Genomic DNA, 14686 nt, shown 5'->3' on the forward strand with positions numbered 1-14686 from the left:
GTGCCCGGCCTTAGGTGTCTTAGTTAGCTGTCTTAGCGGCCGCGGATGCGAGGGTCGAGCGCATCGCGCAGACCGTCTCCGAGGTAGTTCACCGACAGCACGGTCAGCGAGATGCCCAATCCGGGCCAGAACACTCGCTCCGGGTAGTCTTGCAGATATTGCACCGCGTCGTTCAACAAACGGCCCCAGGTTGGGAAGTCTGGCGGGAAGCCAAGGCCCAGGAAGGACAGCGCCGATTCCGTGATGATCGCGTTGGCGATCCCCAAAGTGGCCGACACCATGATTGGCGACAGCACGTTGGGCAGAATGTGACGGGTGATCATGTTCTTGTTGGACGTGCCGATAGAACGGGCCGCCAGAACAAACTCACGCTCTTTCAACGCCAGCACATCGCCACGCACAATCCGCGCGGTGGGCATCCAGGAGGTGACGCCGATGGCCACCACGATCAGGATGAAGATGCCGCGTTCCGGACCAACCGCTGAGGACAGCGGCTCGCGGAAGAGCATCATCATCACCAGCAGAAGCGGCAGGATCGGCAGCGCCAGGAACAGGTCTGTCAGGCGCATCAGCGGGCCGTCGAGTTTCTTGAAGAAACCGGCGACGATGCCGACAAAACTGCCCAAGCTCAGAGCCAGCAACATGGCGGTCAGGCCCACTGCGATGGAGGTTTGGCCGCCGGCCATCATCCGTGCCAGTAAGTCACGGCCCAGTTGGTCGGTGCCAAAGGGGTGCGCCATGCTTGGACCTTGGTTGCGGGCCCGGATGTCGATGTAGGTCGCGTCATAGGGCCAGAGTAGCGGGCCAATGAACACACCAAACACGATGATCAGGAAGATGATGCCACCCAGCAAAGCGCCTTTGTGCGCTTTAAACTGGTGCCAAACATCGTACCACTGGCTGTGCGGTGGGGTGGTTGGCTCGGTGTTGGTGGTATCAGTCATAGCGGATCCTCGGATCAAGAATGCCGTAGAGCACGTCTGCGATCAGGTTGAAGAAGACGATCAGGAAAGCGAACATAAAGGTCAGCGTCTGCACGGTGGGCAGATCGTTGGCCTGAATGGCGCCGATCAGCTGGGCACCGATGCCGTTCACGGAGAACACTTGCTCGGTGATGATGGCGCCGCCGAAGATGGCTGGCAGACCCAATGCAATCACGGTCACAACCGGGATCATCGAGTTGCGCAGCACGTGCACCAGCACAACCACGCGCTCGCTCAGGCCCTTGGCGCGCGCGGTGCGCACATAGTCCTGATTGAGGTTGTCCAGCATGGAGGCACGCATGTAGCGGCTGATCTGGGCTGTGGTTTGCAGCGCAAGCACCATAACGGGCATGATCATCTGGCGCAGTTGATAGACAAAGCTGTCCCAATCCACGACCTCATGTGTGGTGTCGTAGATGAATGGGAACCAACCCAAATTCACCGAGAACAACACAATCACCAGCGGGCCGGTGAAGAACGGTGGGATTGAGTAGCCGATCATGGTGATGAAGGTACCGGCCTGATCGAACAGCGAATACTGCTTGTAGGCGGAGTAGATGCCAATTGGCAGCGCGATCAGGATGCCCACGATGTAGGACAGGCCCACAACCCAAAGCGTTTGGGGCAGGCGCTCGACAACCACGTCCATCACAGGACCGCGGTGCTGCCAGCTGATGATGCGCTGCTTACCTTCAGCGAAGGTGGTGCCAAACAGGTGGTCAAACAGGATCTGGGGTTCCACCCAGAAGAACTGGACCAGCCATTTGTAGAATCTGATGTAGCCAGGTTCGCCAAGGCCAAGGGCCAGGCGCATTTTTTCTTTGACCTCTGGCGGGACGGTCAGGGGAACTTGTGCCATCGGATCGCCGGGCGCGAGCTCAAGCAGGAGGAAGATGACAAGTGAGATAAAGAGCAACGTCGGGACCGCAAGGATCAGACGGCGTATGGTGAAGGTCAGCATGGAAGCGCCTTTATGCGTCGTTTTTGTTGTTGAGCCCCGCGCAGTGACCTTACTGTGCGGGGCTTAATAGAGTTGGGGCGAGCCCGAAAGCTCGCCCCTGATCGGTGAATTACTTCACACGATGCCAGTCTGCAACATTCCACAGCTCGGAGTCCCAAACGTTCAGGACAACGCCGCCCAGAGTGTTGGAGTGTGCCGAGACGCGGCCACGGTGCACGAGAGGCACGATGGTGTAGCTGTCTTTGGTCAGCATGTTGTTCATCTTCTTGGCGATTTCGCCGCGCTTCTCGATGTCACCGGTGCGTGCCAGTTCGTCGATCAGAGCGTCGTATGCCGGATCACAGAAGCGGTTGATGTTTTCGCCCTGCCACTGGGAAGATGGCTTTGGCTCGCCGCCACAACGGTACGCTGCAAGGTACTGCTGAGGGTCGGTGCCGTTGAAGGTGTTGGCATACATTTCCACGTCTGCGTAGAACTTCTGGAAGGTGTCTGGGGAACCAGCGTCACCACCGAAGAATACGGATGCGGACAGGTTGCGCAGTTCGGTTTCAACACCGATCTCGCTCCACCACTGTTTGATCAGGGCTTGGAAGTCCTGACGTACGGCGTTTGTGGAGGTCTGGTACTGAATGGACAGCTTTACGCCGTCTTTGGCGCGGATGCCGTCAGCACCTTTAACCCAGCCAGCCTCGTCCAGCAGCGCGTTGGCGCCGGCGATGTCCTGAGTGGCACAGTAGTCGTTGCCAGCTGCGTAGTTCGCAGGCACAGGCACCAGATCACAGGTCACTTTACCCGCTTTACCGTAGCCGATTTCAACCAACAGCTCACGGTCGATTGCCATGGACAGCGCTTTACGCACGTTCATGTCGGACAGGAATGGGTGTGGGTGAGCAACAGTCGCACGCTCGCCTTCAGGCAAGTCAGCGGACGGGTTGGTCATGTTCATTTCCAGACGCTCAACCAGCGGACCGAAGCCTGCGATGGCTTTGCCTTTGCCGCCTTCTTCCATCTTGGCAATCACATCAGGTGCCAGCTGGAGGTTCCATGCGTAGTCAAATTCGCCGGTTTCCAGAACCGCACGACCAGCACCGGTTGCGTCTCCGCCCCCTTTGAAGGTCACAGTTGCGAACGCAGGCTTGGATGCGTCACGGTAGTTCGGGTTGGCTTCGTACTGGATCACGTCGTTGGTTTTGAAGTCAGTGACAACAAATGGGCCAGTGCCGATTGGGCCGAAGTTCTCAGCAGTACACTCAGGAGCTTTGGCGCCTGTGCAGTTCTCGAACTGAGCTTTCTGGATGATTGGCGACTGACCGCCAACAAATGGGCCATATGGGTTTGGCTTTGGCTGGTTGAAGGTCACTTTGACGGTTTTGTCGTCCAGTGCTTCGATGTTTTCAACGCCGTCAAAGAAAGCGGCCTGTGCGCAACCGCCTTCTGGGTGCATGCAGTATTCGCCGGTGAAGACAACGTCAGCGGAAGTCACTGCGGTGCCATCGGACCAAACCATGCCGTCAGCGATGGTCCATGTGATGGTTGTCAGGTCCTCAGATACGCCGCCGTTTGCAACGGTTGGGATCTCAGCTGCCAGGAACGGAACCATTTTGCCGGTTTCGTCGTAACGCGCCAGCGGCTCCAGGGTGAGGGAGGCGGATTCAACGTCCTTGGTACCGGAAGACAGGTACGGGTTCAGGATGGATGGCGCCTGCCAATAAATGATGTTTACGTGGCCGTCCGAACCGCGCTCTGCCATGGCTGCTGGGGCCATCACAAATGCTGCTGCGGCGCCAAGCATCAAAGTCTTTGCTTTCATGTCTCACTCCATGTTGGTGCACGCAGGATGCGTGCTTTTTGGGATGGATTGGCTCCACCCGGTTTTTGCTTGTCTGGAGAGGGCGCAAATGAGTTCATTTGCGGTTTCACAAAGTGAAAAAGTCGTACTCCCCTCAGACTGCAGGCATCACAGACCAGTGAGGGTAAAATTGCAAGGGGCCAAATTGAATAAATGTTCATTCAGAGCCTGAATCTGGGCCTACAAGGTTTGACCATTGCAAATATGGGCGATAGCTTCGCGGCGAGGGACAACAAAAACAAGAGTAAGGGGAGACACCTTAATGTTGGACAACGCCATTGCGTCAATCGAGAATCTGCGAGTCGAGTTCCAGACCAAGGACGGGCCCGTGGTGGGCGTGGAGGATGTGTCCTTCAAGGTGAACCCAGGCGAAACCGTTTGTATTGTTGGAGAATCCGGCTCCGGTAAATCGGTGTCTTCGCTGTCTCTGATGCGCCTTGTTGAGTTTGGCGGCGGCGATATTGCCGGTGGTAAACTGTTGTTTGACCGCAAAGATGCGGACGATGTGGACCTGTCTGAGGCCAACCAGGATTTGATGCGGACGATTCGCGGCAACGAGATCGGCATGATCTTTCAGGAGCCGATGACCGCGCTGAACCCGGTGTTCACCGTGGGACGTCAGTTGACCGAAGGCTTGCGGTTGCACAAAAAACTTTCCAAATCGGCCGCGGAATCACGGGCGATTGAGCTGCTGCGCGAGGTGCGCATTCCGGAACCGGAGCGGCGCCTGAACCAGTATCCTCACGAGCTGTCCGGCGGGATGCGCCAGCGTGTGGTGATCGCCATGGCGATGGCCTGTGAGCCGCGCCTGTTGATTGCGGATGAGCCAACAACGGCGCTCGATGTGACCATTCAGGCGGAAATTCTCGCGCTGATGGATCGCTTGAAGCGTGAAACCGGTACGGCTGTGATGTTTATCACCCACGACATGGCGGTTGTGGCGCAGATGGCGGATCGCGTGGTGGTGATGTTCCGCGGTAATAAGGTGGAAGAGGGCACTGTCGAAGAGATTTTCGAGAACCCAACCCATGACTACACCAAGGCGCTGCTGGCGGCGGTGCCAAAGCTGGGTGAGATGCGCGGCACAGATGTGCCAAGCCCCATGAAGCTGTTTGGTGACACCACCCACAGCACCGATCCAATTCCCGGGACTGATGAGGTCATCCTTGAGGTGAAAAACCTCGTGACCCGCTTCCCGGTGAAAGGCGGCTTGATGCGCCGCACTGTGGCCAACGTGCACGCGGTTGAAGATTTGTCGTTCACCGTGAACAAGGGCCAAACACTGTCGCTAGTGGGGGAGTCCGGCTGTGGTAAATCCACTGCGGGCCGCTCTTTGTTGCGATTGGTTGAACCCACGTCTGGTGAAGTGACCTTTGATGGTCAGGACATCATTGCTTTGAACGCCAAAGAAATGCACGCGGCGCGCCAACAGATGCAGATGATCTTCCAGGATCCATTTGCCTCACTGAACCCGCAGATGATGTTGCAGGATCAAGTGTCTGAGCCAATGCGCAACTATGGTACGCACTCCGGTAAAGAGCTGCAAAAACGTGTCGAGATGCTGTTTGATCGGGTGGAGTTGCCCCGCAGCTTCATGCGCCGCTACCCACATGAGATGTCCGGTGGTCAGCGTCAGCGGATCGCGATTGCCCGTGCGCTTGCGTTGAACCCGAAGCTGATTGTGGCGGACGAAGCGGTGTCTGCACTTGACGTATCGGTGCAGGCTCAGGTTTTGAACCTGATGATGGAACTGCAGGCTGAGCTGGGCATCTCTTATGTGTTCATCAGCCATGACATGGCGGTTGTGGAACGTGTGAGCCACCATGTCGGTGTGATGTATCTGGGCCGGATCGTGGAGCTTGGCCCACGCCGCGCGGTGTTTGAGAACCCGCAGCACCCGTATACGCAAGCCCTCATGAAAGCGGTGCCAATTGCCGATCCGCGTCAGCGCAAGTCTGAGAAAGATCTGAACTTCAAGCCGATCCCGTCGCCAATCCATGAGGTGGGCTACGATCCTGTTCCGTCTGAGTACAAAGAGGTTGGGCCGGGCCACAAGGTTCTGATCACCGACAGCGGGTACTAAGCCTATGGCGGAGCGTCTGAGCCCGCGGGCCATTTTGGACAAATTGGTGTCGTTTCCGACGGTGTCGAGCGACACCAACCTGCCATTGATCGAGTGGGTGCAAGACTATCTTGCCTCTCACGGTATCAAGGCGCATCAACATCCACATGAGACAGATCCGGCGAAGGCGGGTCTGTTTGCCCATGTTGGCCCCGATGTTGAGGGCGCGATTGTGCTCTCTGGTCACACGGATGTTGTGCCGGTAGAGGGCCAGCCGTGGTCAACCGATCCGTTTGAGGTGGTTGAGAAAGATGGCAAGCTGTTTGGCCGTGGCACCTGTGACATGAAAGGCTTTGATGCGCTGGCGGTCTGGGCCGTTGTTGAAGGTCACTACAGTGATCTGAAGCGTCCGCTGCAATTGGCTTTGTCTTATGACGAGGAAATTGGCTGCACCGGCGCGGCGCCGCTGATTGAGAGCATTAATAAGTACTTCCCCAAAGGCTCAGCCACCATTGTGGGCGAACCGTCGATGATGGGCGCAGTGACCGGCCACAAAGGTGGACAGGGCTTCAACGTGCATGTGCGTGGCTTTGAGGTGCACAGCTCGCTGATGCACACCGGCGTGAACGCAATCATGTATGGTGCCAAGCTGATCGAATGGGCCAATGAGATGAACGTGGAAAATCGCGCCAAAGAGCCGGGGCCGGTGGCCGCAACGTTTGAGCCGCCGTGGACCACAGTGCATGTTGGCGTGATTGAGGGCGGCACAGCCCACAACATTACAGCGCTGGATTGTCGCTTCGGTCTCGACTTCCGCATTGTGCCGGATGAGAACCGCGACGACTGGATTGCCCGTTTCAAAGCCAAAGTGGCTGAGGTTGAGGCAGAGATGCAGGCGGTTGTGCCGGAGAGCCATATTGCGCTGCAAGAGAAGTTCTATGTGCCGGGGCTGTTGCCGGAAGAGACTGGCGAGGCGGAAGCTCTGGTGCGCCAGCTGACAGGGGACAACGCGCCCCGTGTGGTCAGCTACGGCACCGAGGGCGGCCATTTCCAAAATGCCGGATACTCCACAGTGATCTGTGGTCCGGGGGACATTGCTCAGGCACATCAGCCAGATGAGTTTCTATCGGTGGCGCAGTTTGAAGTCGGAAAAGGCTTTATGCAAAAGCTGATCGCAGCCTGTTCCTGAGGCCTTGCCAAAGGGTCACGAAATTGACCGAAATGAACGGTTAATGCCTGTCAAATTTTAACCATAGCTCCGGAAACCCGCCTATTACCCCCTTCGGGGGGCTTGGCGGGTTAATAACCTGTTGATAACGTCGGAAGCGTTCAGAGGTGATGGAGTGTCATGCGTCATAGTCTTCCGATAGTCCCGCAGTTTTACGTGACCGCGCCACAGCCGTGCCCGTATCTGGAAGGCCGGATGGAGCGCAAGCTGTTCACCGCGCTGCAAGGCGACAATGCCACTGCGTTGAATGACTCGCTATCACAACAAGGCTTCCGACGCTCGCAGAACGTGCTCTATCGGCCCTCCTGTACGGACTGCAATGCCTGCATGTCCGCGCGGATTGACGTCTCCAAATTCACCGCGACCAAAAGCCAACGCCGGGCCGCACGCCGCAATGCATATCTGCAGCGCCGGGCAACCTCGCCCTGGGCCACGGAAGAACAGTTTGACCTGTTCCGCCGGTATTTGGACAGCCGCCATGCGAACGGCGGTATGGCCGATATGGATGTGTTTGAGTTTGCCGCAATGATCGAGGAAACCCCCATTCGCAGCCGGGTGGTGGAGTATACTGATCGGGACAGCGGCATGTTGACGGGCGTGTGCCTGACTGATGTGCTCGAAGACGGCGTCAGCATGGTTTATTCGTTTTATGACCCGGAGATGAGCCGCACGTCCCTGGGCACGTTTCTGATCCTGGATCACATTGAAATTGCGCGCGAGGCGGGGCTGCCTTACGTGTATCTAGGCTATTGGGTGCCAGGCAGCCAGAAGATGGGCTACAAGGCCAAATTTTCCGGTCTTGAGGTCTTTGTTGATGGGGCGTGGCAGGCGATGACCGATCCTGAGGATTTTGCAGAAGAGCACCATCCTCTGGCGTCGCCGCCAATTGCGGAGCAGGTTGCGAACATCGCGTTACCTGACGTGCGCGGGCGCAAGGTGTAAGCGTCTTATCGTTTGGCACAGCACCCTCAGTGTGTCTTGGTCATAGTGTTGACAAAGACCCATCCTAGAGCCTCGATGGATTTTTGTTTCGAGATTTAGGCTAATGAATTTCTTTGTCTGGTTCATAGTTGCGACGATCGACTTCTCCGGCAACGCCCTCGCAGAGAGGGTGGTGTTGAAGTCAGGTGCACGGGGTGACCTTCAGACATCGGTTTGGACTGCGCCTGCGACGTTTGGTGGGGCAATCAAAGGAAACTTGCTCCATCTCACAGTTAAGCTCGACCAGAATAGAAAACTCCATCCCCAACAAGATGCGCAGTCCCTGTGCCATGTTTACGGTCAGCGTGAGTTCGAACGGTTACATGGGGCAAGTGAATTTCAGCGAGCTGCAAACGGGCTGTTTGATTTGGACGCCCCGCTGGTTGCCGTAAGGGTATCCTTTGCATTTGGAGGCGGCGACGGTCTGAGCAGTGCCGTCAACCGCGATTTCGATATGCGCGGGATCGTCAAGTGTCGGCCATTTGGGCAGGATTGATCTTCTGATCGAAGATCGTTCTTGTGGCCATGTTGTGTTGAAAATAAACGCGGCAACCGAAGGTGCCGCGTTCTCTTTTGATTGAGCTCTGCCACAGAGGTGGCAATGACAAGTGACCAGCGTCGACTTAGTTGGTCGCGCTCATACCTGTGGCGCGTTTGGAGATCAACTCAATCGCGTTGCCTGCGGCGCGGGTATATGGCGGCCAGAACATGCTTTCCTCAAAGAAGTCCGGGTTGGCTTCGATCAGTGGGTTGGCGTCGACCAACGCGGAGGACGCGACCATGCCCAGACCTTCAACCACGCGGGTCTGAACCTCTTTGCCGATGAAATAGTTGGCAAAAATCTCCGCCGCTTCCAGCTTTTGACCTTCCAGATGTTTTGCAAAGTTGATGGTGTCGAGCCAGACGGTATTGCCTTCCTCAAACGGCACCAGACCCCAGTTGCCGCCTTCTGCAATCGCGGCGGAGGCACCTACGCCATAAGAGGCCACCAGATCATATTCGCCGGTGAAGGGTGGTGAGGCGCTCCAGAAGTGGCCAACCTGGCCGTAGAGCGCATTCACGGTTTGCTGCAGTTCGCTGTCCGGGGAGGCGAGGGCGCCCAAGGCGGCGCGGTCGCCTGAGACGTCGTTTACCTCAAAGGCGGAGCGGCCAAGCGCCAATAGGGCCAGCGATACGTTTGGATGCACCTGACCATCGGTCAGCGACAGGCGGCCTTTCCACTCAGGTTCCAGCATGGCTTTTACCGATGTTGGCATGTCCTGAACTGTGTCGAGGTTGGCCCAGATGCCGTAGGCACCGCCCCCCCATGGAATATAGAGGTGCTGATCACCCTTCATGCCCATCGGAATGTCGGTCAGCGCCTTGGACAGGTGCTGGTAGTTTTCCAGACGGGGAGAGTTCACATTGATAGGCTGCAACATATTGGCTGAAGGGCTGCCTTCCATGTTGATGTAGTTCAGCGTCAGGAAGGACACATCCACATCACCAGAGCGCAGCATGTCAAACATTTGCTGCGGGCCCTCAGCCACGGTCTCCAGCAGGTTGACCTGAACGTCATAACCTTGCTCCTTCAAGAGCGCATTCACCGCCGCAACCTCGGCGTCGTTGACGTAGCCGTCCCATGTAAAAATATTGAGCTGTTCGGTTGCATGCGCCATGCTTGCGCTTGCCGCCAAAATACATCCCATCAAAGCGTGTTTCATCTAGGCACCCCAGTTGTTGAAAACAGTGTTTGCGCGACTGGATAGATGTTTCCAATCGACTTGGCGCCAGACTGCGGCGCAACCCCTAACAACCTGTGAAAGAGTTTGGTGTGCTGAATGCGTTTTCGGGTTGAAAATCCTGCAAAATTGAGAGGCACTTGTTTCAATTGTGCTCAACTCATGCGGGCAACAAAAAACGCGGCGCCCGAAGGCGCCGCGTTTCCACAAACCGCAGATGCGGTGATGTGATTATTCTTCGGCTGCGGCCTCTTCGCCTTCACCTTCGCCGTCTTCATCTTCGCCAGCGGAACGCAGGCCGGATGGGGCGGACAGGTTGGCGATCACGAAGTCGCGGTCGATGGTTGGCTTTGCACCTTCAGGCAGGTCGATCTGGCTGATGGTGATAGTGTCGCCGATGTCTTTGCCGGTCAGATCCACAACCAGACGCTCAGGGATGTCGCCTGCGGTCACGTTCAGCTCAACTTCAGGACGCACGATGGTCAGCACGCCGCCTTTTTTGATGCCTGGTGCCGCTTCTTCATTCTCGAAATCAACGTGGATGAACAGGTTGATTTTGGAGGTGCGACGCAGACGCAGCAGGTCGATGTGGGTTGGCAGGTCTTTGATGATATCGCGCTGGACACCACGGCAGATCACACGCACGTCTTCCTGGCCTTCAACTTTCAGGTTGAACAGGGTCGACAAGAAGCGGCCGTCTTTCAGTTTTTTCAACAGAACATTGAAAGGGATTTGGATTGCTTGTGGGTCTGCTTCGCCACCGTAAACAACACCAGGAACAAAACCGTCGCGACGCGCTTGACGAGCGGCGCCCTTGCCTGTCCCCGTGCGTGCTTCGGCGTTCAGATCAGGAATTTGACCAGCCATTTTGAATTCTCCATATACATAGGCAGGGATCCTCCAAGGCTGTATCCCCGCGTGAAGACGCGCCTATAGCGCGGATTTGTCAGAATGCAAAGGGGATTCGCGCGTTATGTGTCCTGAAAATCCTGCAAAATACCGTCCGCATCTCTGATGCGGTCGTATAACGCAAAATCGGCGGGGCGGGCGGCGCGGAATTTGGCCTCCACCGATGGCGAGATGTCCGCTTCCATCTGAGGTGAGACATTGAGTTTGCGCGGCTGAATGTCGTCTTCAAAACGGCCAAACAGGAACGCGCGCAGCAGGTCTTGGCGCTCATAAGCAAACAGATGGTGCACAGGGACGACGCCTTCTTCCAGCGATAAAAAGGAGGCTTGTGACCCGATCCCTGCGGCGCGCGATGGCGTGTCACTGATGGCGTCCAGGATATATTCATCAAAGCTGACCCCGCCGTGACAGGTTGGGTTGTCCACACTCATACGTTCAGGGCTACGGTATTTGTACCAGCTGCGCGCATGATCGACCGGATCCCGCATGACGGCGAAGCGTTCCGGTGTGAGGTCATATGTGTCTTTCAGGAAGGGGGCGAGTTTGGCGTGATATTTGCCCATCGTCATGTGTTTCACCTTTTTGGTGAAGATCACGTCGGCTTTGGGGCGCAAGGCCAATTCATAAGCTGTCGAGCCGGTTTTTGGCACCGATAGAAATGCCAGATTTGGTTTGAAAAAGACCAACATGTCTGCGAACCCTCTTGCCCGGTGCGTTTATGGCGCGCCGGGCAAGAGCTTGTCAAAGCAAATGCTTAGCCCTGCCAGCGGCCTTCGAAGTTTTCCGGTACCAAGAGGATGTCGCGGTCCAGGTCTTCAATGGTGCGGCGGCCACAGAGCGCCATGGACACATCCAGTTCCTTGTGGATCACCTCCAGCGCTTTGGTTACGCCAGCTTCGCCCATGGCGCCCAGGCCGTAAATGAAGGCGCGCCCGATGTAGGTGCCCTTGGCGCCCAATGCGAGCGCCTTCAGCACGTCCTGACCAGAGCGGATGCCGCTGTCCAGATGCACTTCCACCTCATCGCCCACGGCGTCCATGATCGAAGGCAGGGCGCGAATGGCGCTGAGCGCACCGTCAAGTTGGCGTCCGCCGTGGTTGGACACCACAATGGCGTCTGCGCCCACCTTGAGCGCCATTTTGGCGTCATCGGCATCCAGAATACCTTTCAGGATGACTTTGCCGCCCCATTTTTCCTTGATCTTGGCGACCTTGTCCCAATCCAGCGTGAGGTCAAAGCTTTCTGCCGTCCACGCGCCCAGATCGGCGGTGTCGGTGATGCCTTCCACGTGTCCCACGATATTGCCAAAGTTACGGCGTTTGGCGCCCAGCATTTCAATGCCCCAGCGCCATTTGGTCATCAGGTTGGCAATGGTGGAAGGGGTCAGCTTGGGCGGGGCGGACAGGCCGTTTTTCAGGTCTTTGTGGCGCTGGCCAAGAATTTGTAGATCCAGCGTGATGACAAGCGCGGAACAGTTGGCGTCTTTGGCGCGCTGGATCAGACGGTCGACAAAGTCCTCGTCGGTCATGGTGTAGAGCTGAAACCAGAAGGGTTTGGTGGTGGCTTCTGCAACTTCTTCAATCGAGTTGATCGACATGGTCGAGAGTGTGAAGGGCACGCCAAATTTCTCGGCCGCGCGGGCGGCTTTGATCTCGCCGTCGGCGCATTGCATGCCGGTGAGGCCCACAGGCGCGAGCGCCACCGGCATGGCAACATCCTGGCCGATCATCTGGCTGGCGGTGGAGCGGCCCGACATGTCGACGGCCACCCGCTGGCGCAGATAGATGTCTGCAAAATCCGATGTGTTCTCCACAAAGGTCTTTTCTGTCCAGCTTCCGGTCTCGGCATAGTCGTAAAACATCCGGGGGGCGCGGCGTTGGTAGAGGCGCTTGAGGTCCTCAATGCAGGTGATAACAGGCATAAATCCACTCTCGGGTCGCTTTTTGGTAAATCTTCCTTACCAATGTGGGTGATTTTGTGCAATCCCTCATGTTGATTAATGGGATGTTTACATTTTGTTCTTAAAATTCCTGTTGTGATTGTGTGTGTCGCGGAGGTTCGCATGAAGGGCATTGTTTTTGTTGAATTGATCCGAATGGCCGAGTCCGTGATGGGCGAAGAGGCTGTAGATGACATTTTGGACAAAGTGGATTTGGAGAATGACGGCGCGTTTAGCGCGGTTGGCAATTACCCCTGTCGTGAGCTGTTGCAGATTGTCGATGCTGTTGGGGCTGAGCTCGGCGCTCCGGTAGAGGCTTTGCAAAAGCAGTTTGGCCATTGGATGTTTGGCCGGTTTGTCGATGGTTATCCGGTGTTCTTTGAGGGCAAGACAGACGGTTTTGACATGCTGGAGTCGATTGAAAACGAAGTCCATGTTGAGGTGCGCAAGCTCTACCCCGAGGTGGAGCTGCCAACATTTGCGACCGAGCGACTCGCGGATGGGCGCTTCAAGATGGTCTACTCCAGCGAACGGCCCTTGCACCACTTTTGCCACGGTCTGATTGAGGCCTGTCTGCAGCATTTCAAACATGTGGCGTCTATCCAGATGACCGAGCGCATGGACGGCGAGAAATTTTGTGCCGAGTTTTTGATGCAGAAGGCGGCGTGATGTATCTGCGTGAGCCCATTGCCCCGCCAACAGACGCGGTGTCACGGCGACGATACATGCGGGAACGTGTCGCGCGTGAAGAGGCGGAATCGCTTCTGGAGGGCAAGAGCCGGGAACTTTATGAGGCCAATCAACGGTTGCAACGGCTGTTAGGCACCATGGAGCAGGCGGTACAAGATCGTACATGTGAGCTGGAAGAGGCACGGGTGGCTGCGGAGTCTGCCAATGAGGCCAAATCGGTTTTTCTGGCGTCCATGAGTCATGAGATCCGAACGCCGCTCAATGGCATCCTTGGTATGGCACAGGCGTTGGACGACAGCGGGTTGAGTGTGGAGCAGGCCAAGCTTGTCACTATTTTGGGGGACAGTGGGCGGTTGCTTTTGGCGATCATCAACGACGTCCTGGACATCTCCAAAATTGAAGCGGGCAAGTTGGAATTTGAGATCATTCCATACCAACTTACCGATTTGGTGGATGGTATGCGCCACCACTATCAGTTTCGAGCGGAGGAAAAGGGGCTCGCCTTCAAGACCGTGATGTCCCAGGCGGCACGGTGCTCGGTAAAAACCGATCCGGTGCGGCTTCAGCAGGTGGTGGGTAACCTGTTGTCCAATGCGATCAAGTTTACGGAGACTGGTTCAGTAGCGTTGCATGTGGATGTGATCCCACATCGATCGGGAAAAGCGGTGCTGAGCCTCAAGGTCAAAGACACGGGGCCGGGCATTTCCAGGGCGCAACAATTGCGGCTTTTTGAGCGTTTCAGTCAGGCCAACGCCAGCGTCACGCGCATGCACGGTGGAACTGGGCTTGGGCTGGCAATATCACGGCATATTTGCGAGTTGATGGGGGGCGAGATTTCCTTGCGCTCTGCCCTCGGAGAAGGGGCTGAGTTTCACGCCAAGGTCATGGTTGAATTGTCCGACGACAAGCCAGCGCAAAACGGGGTGCGCTCGATTGCGGATGCGGGGCGTAGCCTGTCAGGGCTGCGGGTGTTGGCCGCGGAAGACAACCGCACCAATCAGATTGTGCTTAAACACATGTTGAAGAAGGTGGGTCTCGTACTGGACATTGTCGACGACGGTGAACAGGCGGTGCAGGCGTGGGAAAAGGCGCGTTATGACATGGTGCTCATGGACATTAATATGCCGGTCATGGACGGACTGGAGGCGACACGGCGCATTCGCGAAATCGAAAGTCGAAACATGCAAGAGCCGACGCCGATTCTGGCTGTCAGCGCCAATGCGATGGTTCATCAGGTGGCCGGATACCTATCCGAGGGTATGAGTGGCCACGTGCCCAAGCCGATCAGTCGCGACAATCTTGTGCAGGCCATGGCCAACGCCCTGCAGACGGAGGGACGCTGGCCGGAGTAGGCTTATGTAAT

13 protein-coding genes are annotated in these 14686 nt (G+C 56.7%); 6 read left to right on the top strand and 7 right to left on the bottom strand.

The window, feature by feature from the left end; all coding sequences use genetic code 11:
* Positions 1-32: 32 nt before the first annotated feature.
* The 3 genes from Q0955_RS00305 to Q0955_RS00315 form a co-directional block, all read right to left on the bottom strand.
* A complete protein-coding gene (locus tag Q0955_RS00305; RefSeq protein ID WP_299418592.1) occupies positions 33-944 on the bottom strand; it encodes an ABC transporter permease in 912 nt (303 codons plus the stop codon).
* Positions 937-1944, bottom strand: coding sequence for an ABC transporter permease (locus Q0955_RS00310; protein ID WP_299418594.1), 1008 nt, complete (start codon positions 1942-1944; stop codon positions 937-939). The genes Q0955_RS00305 and Q0955_RS00310 overlap by 8 nt, the downstream gene beginning before the upstream one ends.
* A gap of 109 nt (positions 1945-2053) precedes the next feature.
* Entirely contained in the window at positions 2054-3754 is a 1701-nt protein-coding gene (locus tag Q0955_RS00315) for a peptide ABC transporter substrate-binding protein (RefSeq protein WP_299418596.1), read from the bottom strand.
* A gap of 301 nt (positions 3755-4055) precedes the next feature.
* Between Q0955_RS00315 and Q0955_RS00320 the strand changes: the two genes are divergently transcribed.
* The 4 genes from Q0955_RS00320 to Q0955_RS00335 all read left to right on the top strand — a co-directional run bounded on the left by Q0955_RS00320 (position 4056) and on the right by Q0955_RS00335 (position 8560).
* On the top strand, positions 4056-5876 hold the full coding sequence (locus Q0955_RS00320) for an ABC transporter ATP-binding protein (RefSeq protein WP_299418598.1): 1821 nt from the start codon (positions 4056-4058) through the stop codon (positions 5874-5876).
* Between the two features lie 4 nt (positions 5877-5880).
* Positions 5881-7044: an acetylornithine deacetylase gene (gene argE, locus Q0955_RS00325; RefSeq protein WP_299418600.1), complete on the top strand. Its 1164-nt coding sequence runs from the start codon at positions 5881-5883 to the stop codon at positions 7042-7044.
* A gap of 159 nt (positions 7045-7203) precedes the next feature.
* Entirely contained in the window at positions 7204-8025 is an 822-nt protein-coding gene (locus Q0955_RS00330) for an arginyltransferase (RefSeq protein ID WP_299418602.1), read from the top strand.
* A 103-nt stretch (positions 8026-8128) separates the two neighbouring features.
* A complete protein-coding gene (locus Q0955_RS00335; RefSeq protein WP_299418604.1) occupies positions 8129-8560 on the top strand; it encodes a hypothetical protein in 432 nt (143 codons plus the stop codon).
* A gap of 127 nt (positions 8561-8687) precedes the next feature.
* On the opposite strand, the gene Q0955_RS00340 is transcribed toward Q0955_RS00335, so the two are convergent.
* The 4 genes from Q0955_RS00340 to Q0955_RS00355 form a co-directional block, all read right to left on the bottom strand.
* Positions 8688-9722 (bottom strand): extracellular solute-binding protein, encoded by a 1035-nt coding sequence (locus tag Q0955_RS00340; RefSeq protein ID WP_299418606.1) that lies wholly within the window; start codon positions 9720-9722, stop codon positions 8688-8690.
* Positions 9723-10016: 294 nt separating this feature from the next.
* Positions 10017-10652, bottom strand: a complete 636-nt coding sequence (locus Q0955_RS00345; RefSeq protein WP_299418608.1) for a 50S ribosomal protein L25/general stress protein Ctc — start codon at positions 10650-10652, stop codon at positions 10017-10019.
* 104 nt (positions 10653-10756) lie between these two features.
* Positions 10757-11383, bottom strand: a complete 627-nt coding sequence (locus Q0955_RS00350; protein ID WP_299418609.1) for a hypothetical protein — start codon at positions 11381-11383, stop codon at positions 10757-10759.
* Between the two features lie 65 nt (positions 11384-11448).
* Positions 11449-12615 (bottom strand): alpha-hydroxy acid oxidase, encoded by a 1167-nt coding sequence (locus tag Q0955_RS00355; RefSeq protein WP_299418611.1) that lies wholly within the window; start codon positions 12613-12615, stop codon positions 11449-11451.
* A 141-nt stretch (positions 12616-12756) separates the two neighbouring features.
* On the opposite strand from Q0955_RS00355, the gene Q0955_RS00360 reads away from it, so the two are divergent.
* Together Q0955_RS00360 and Q0955_RS00365 are read left to right on the top strand one after the other, a co-directional pair.
* Positions 12757-13302, top strand: coding sequence for a heme NO-binding domain-containing protein (locus Q0955_RS00360; protein ID WP_299418613.1), 546 nt, complete (start codon positions 12757-12759; stop codon positions 13300-13302).
* The gene (locus Q0955_RS00365) at positions 13302-14675 is read left to right on the top strand and encodes an ATP-binding protein (protein WP_299418615.1); all 1374 of its coding nucleotides are present in this window, start codon (positions 13302-13304) and stop codon (positions 14673-14675) included. The genes Q0955_RS00360 and Q0955_RS00365 overlap by 1 nt, the downstream gene beginning before the upstream one ends.
* Positions 14676-14686 lie beyond the last annotated feature (11 nt).

Source organism: uncultured Shimia sp. (assembly GCF_947493595.1).
In the GTDB taxonomy this organism is placed as follows: Bacteria; Pseudomonadota; Alphaproteobacteria; order Rhodobacterales; family Rhodobacteraceae; genus Shimia.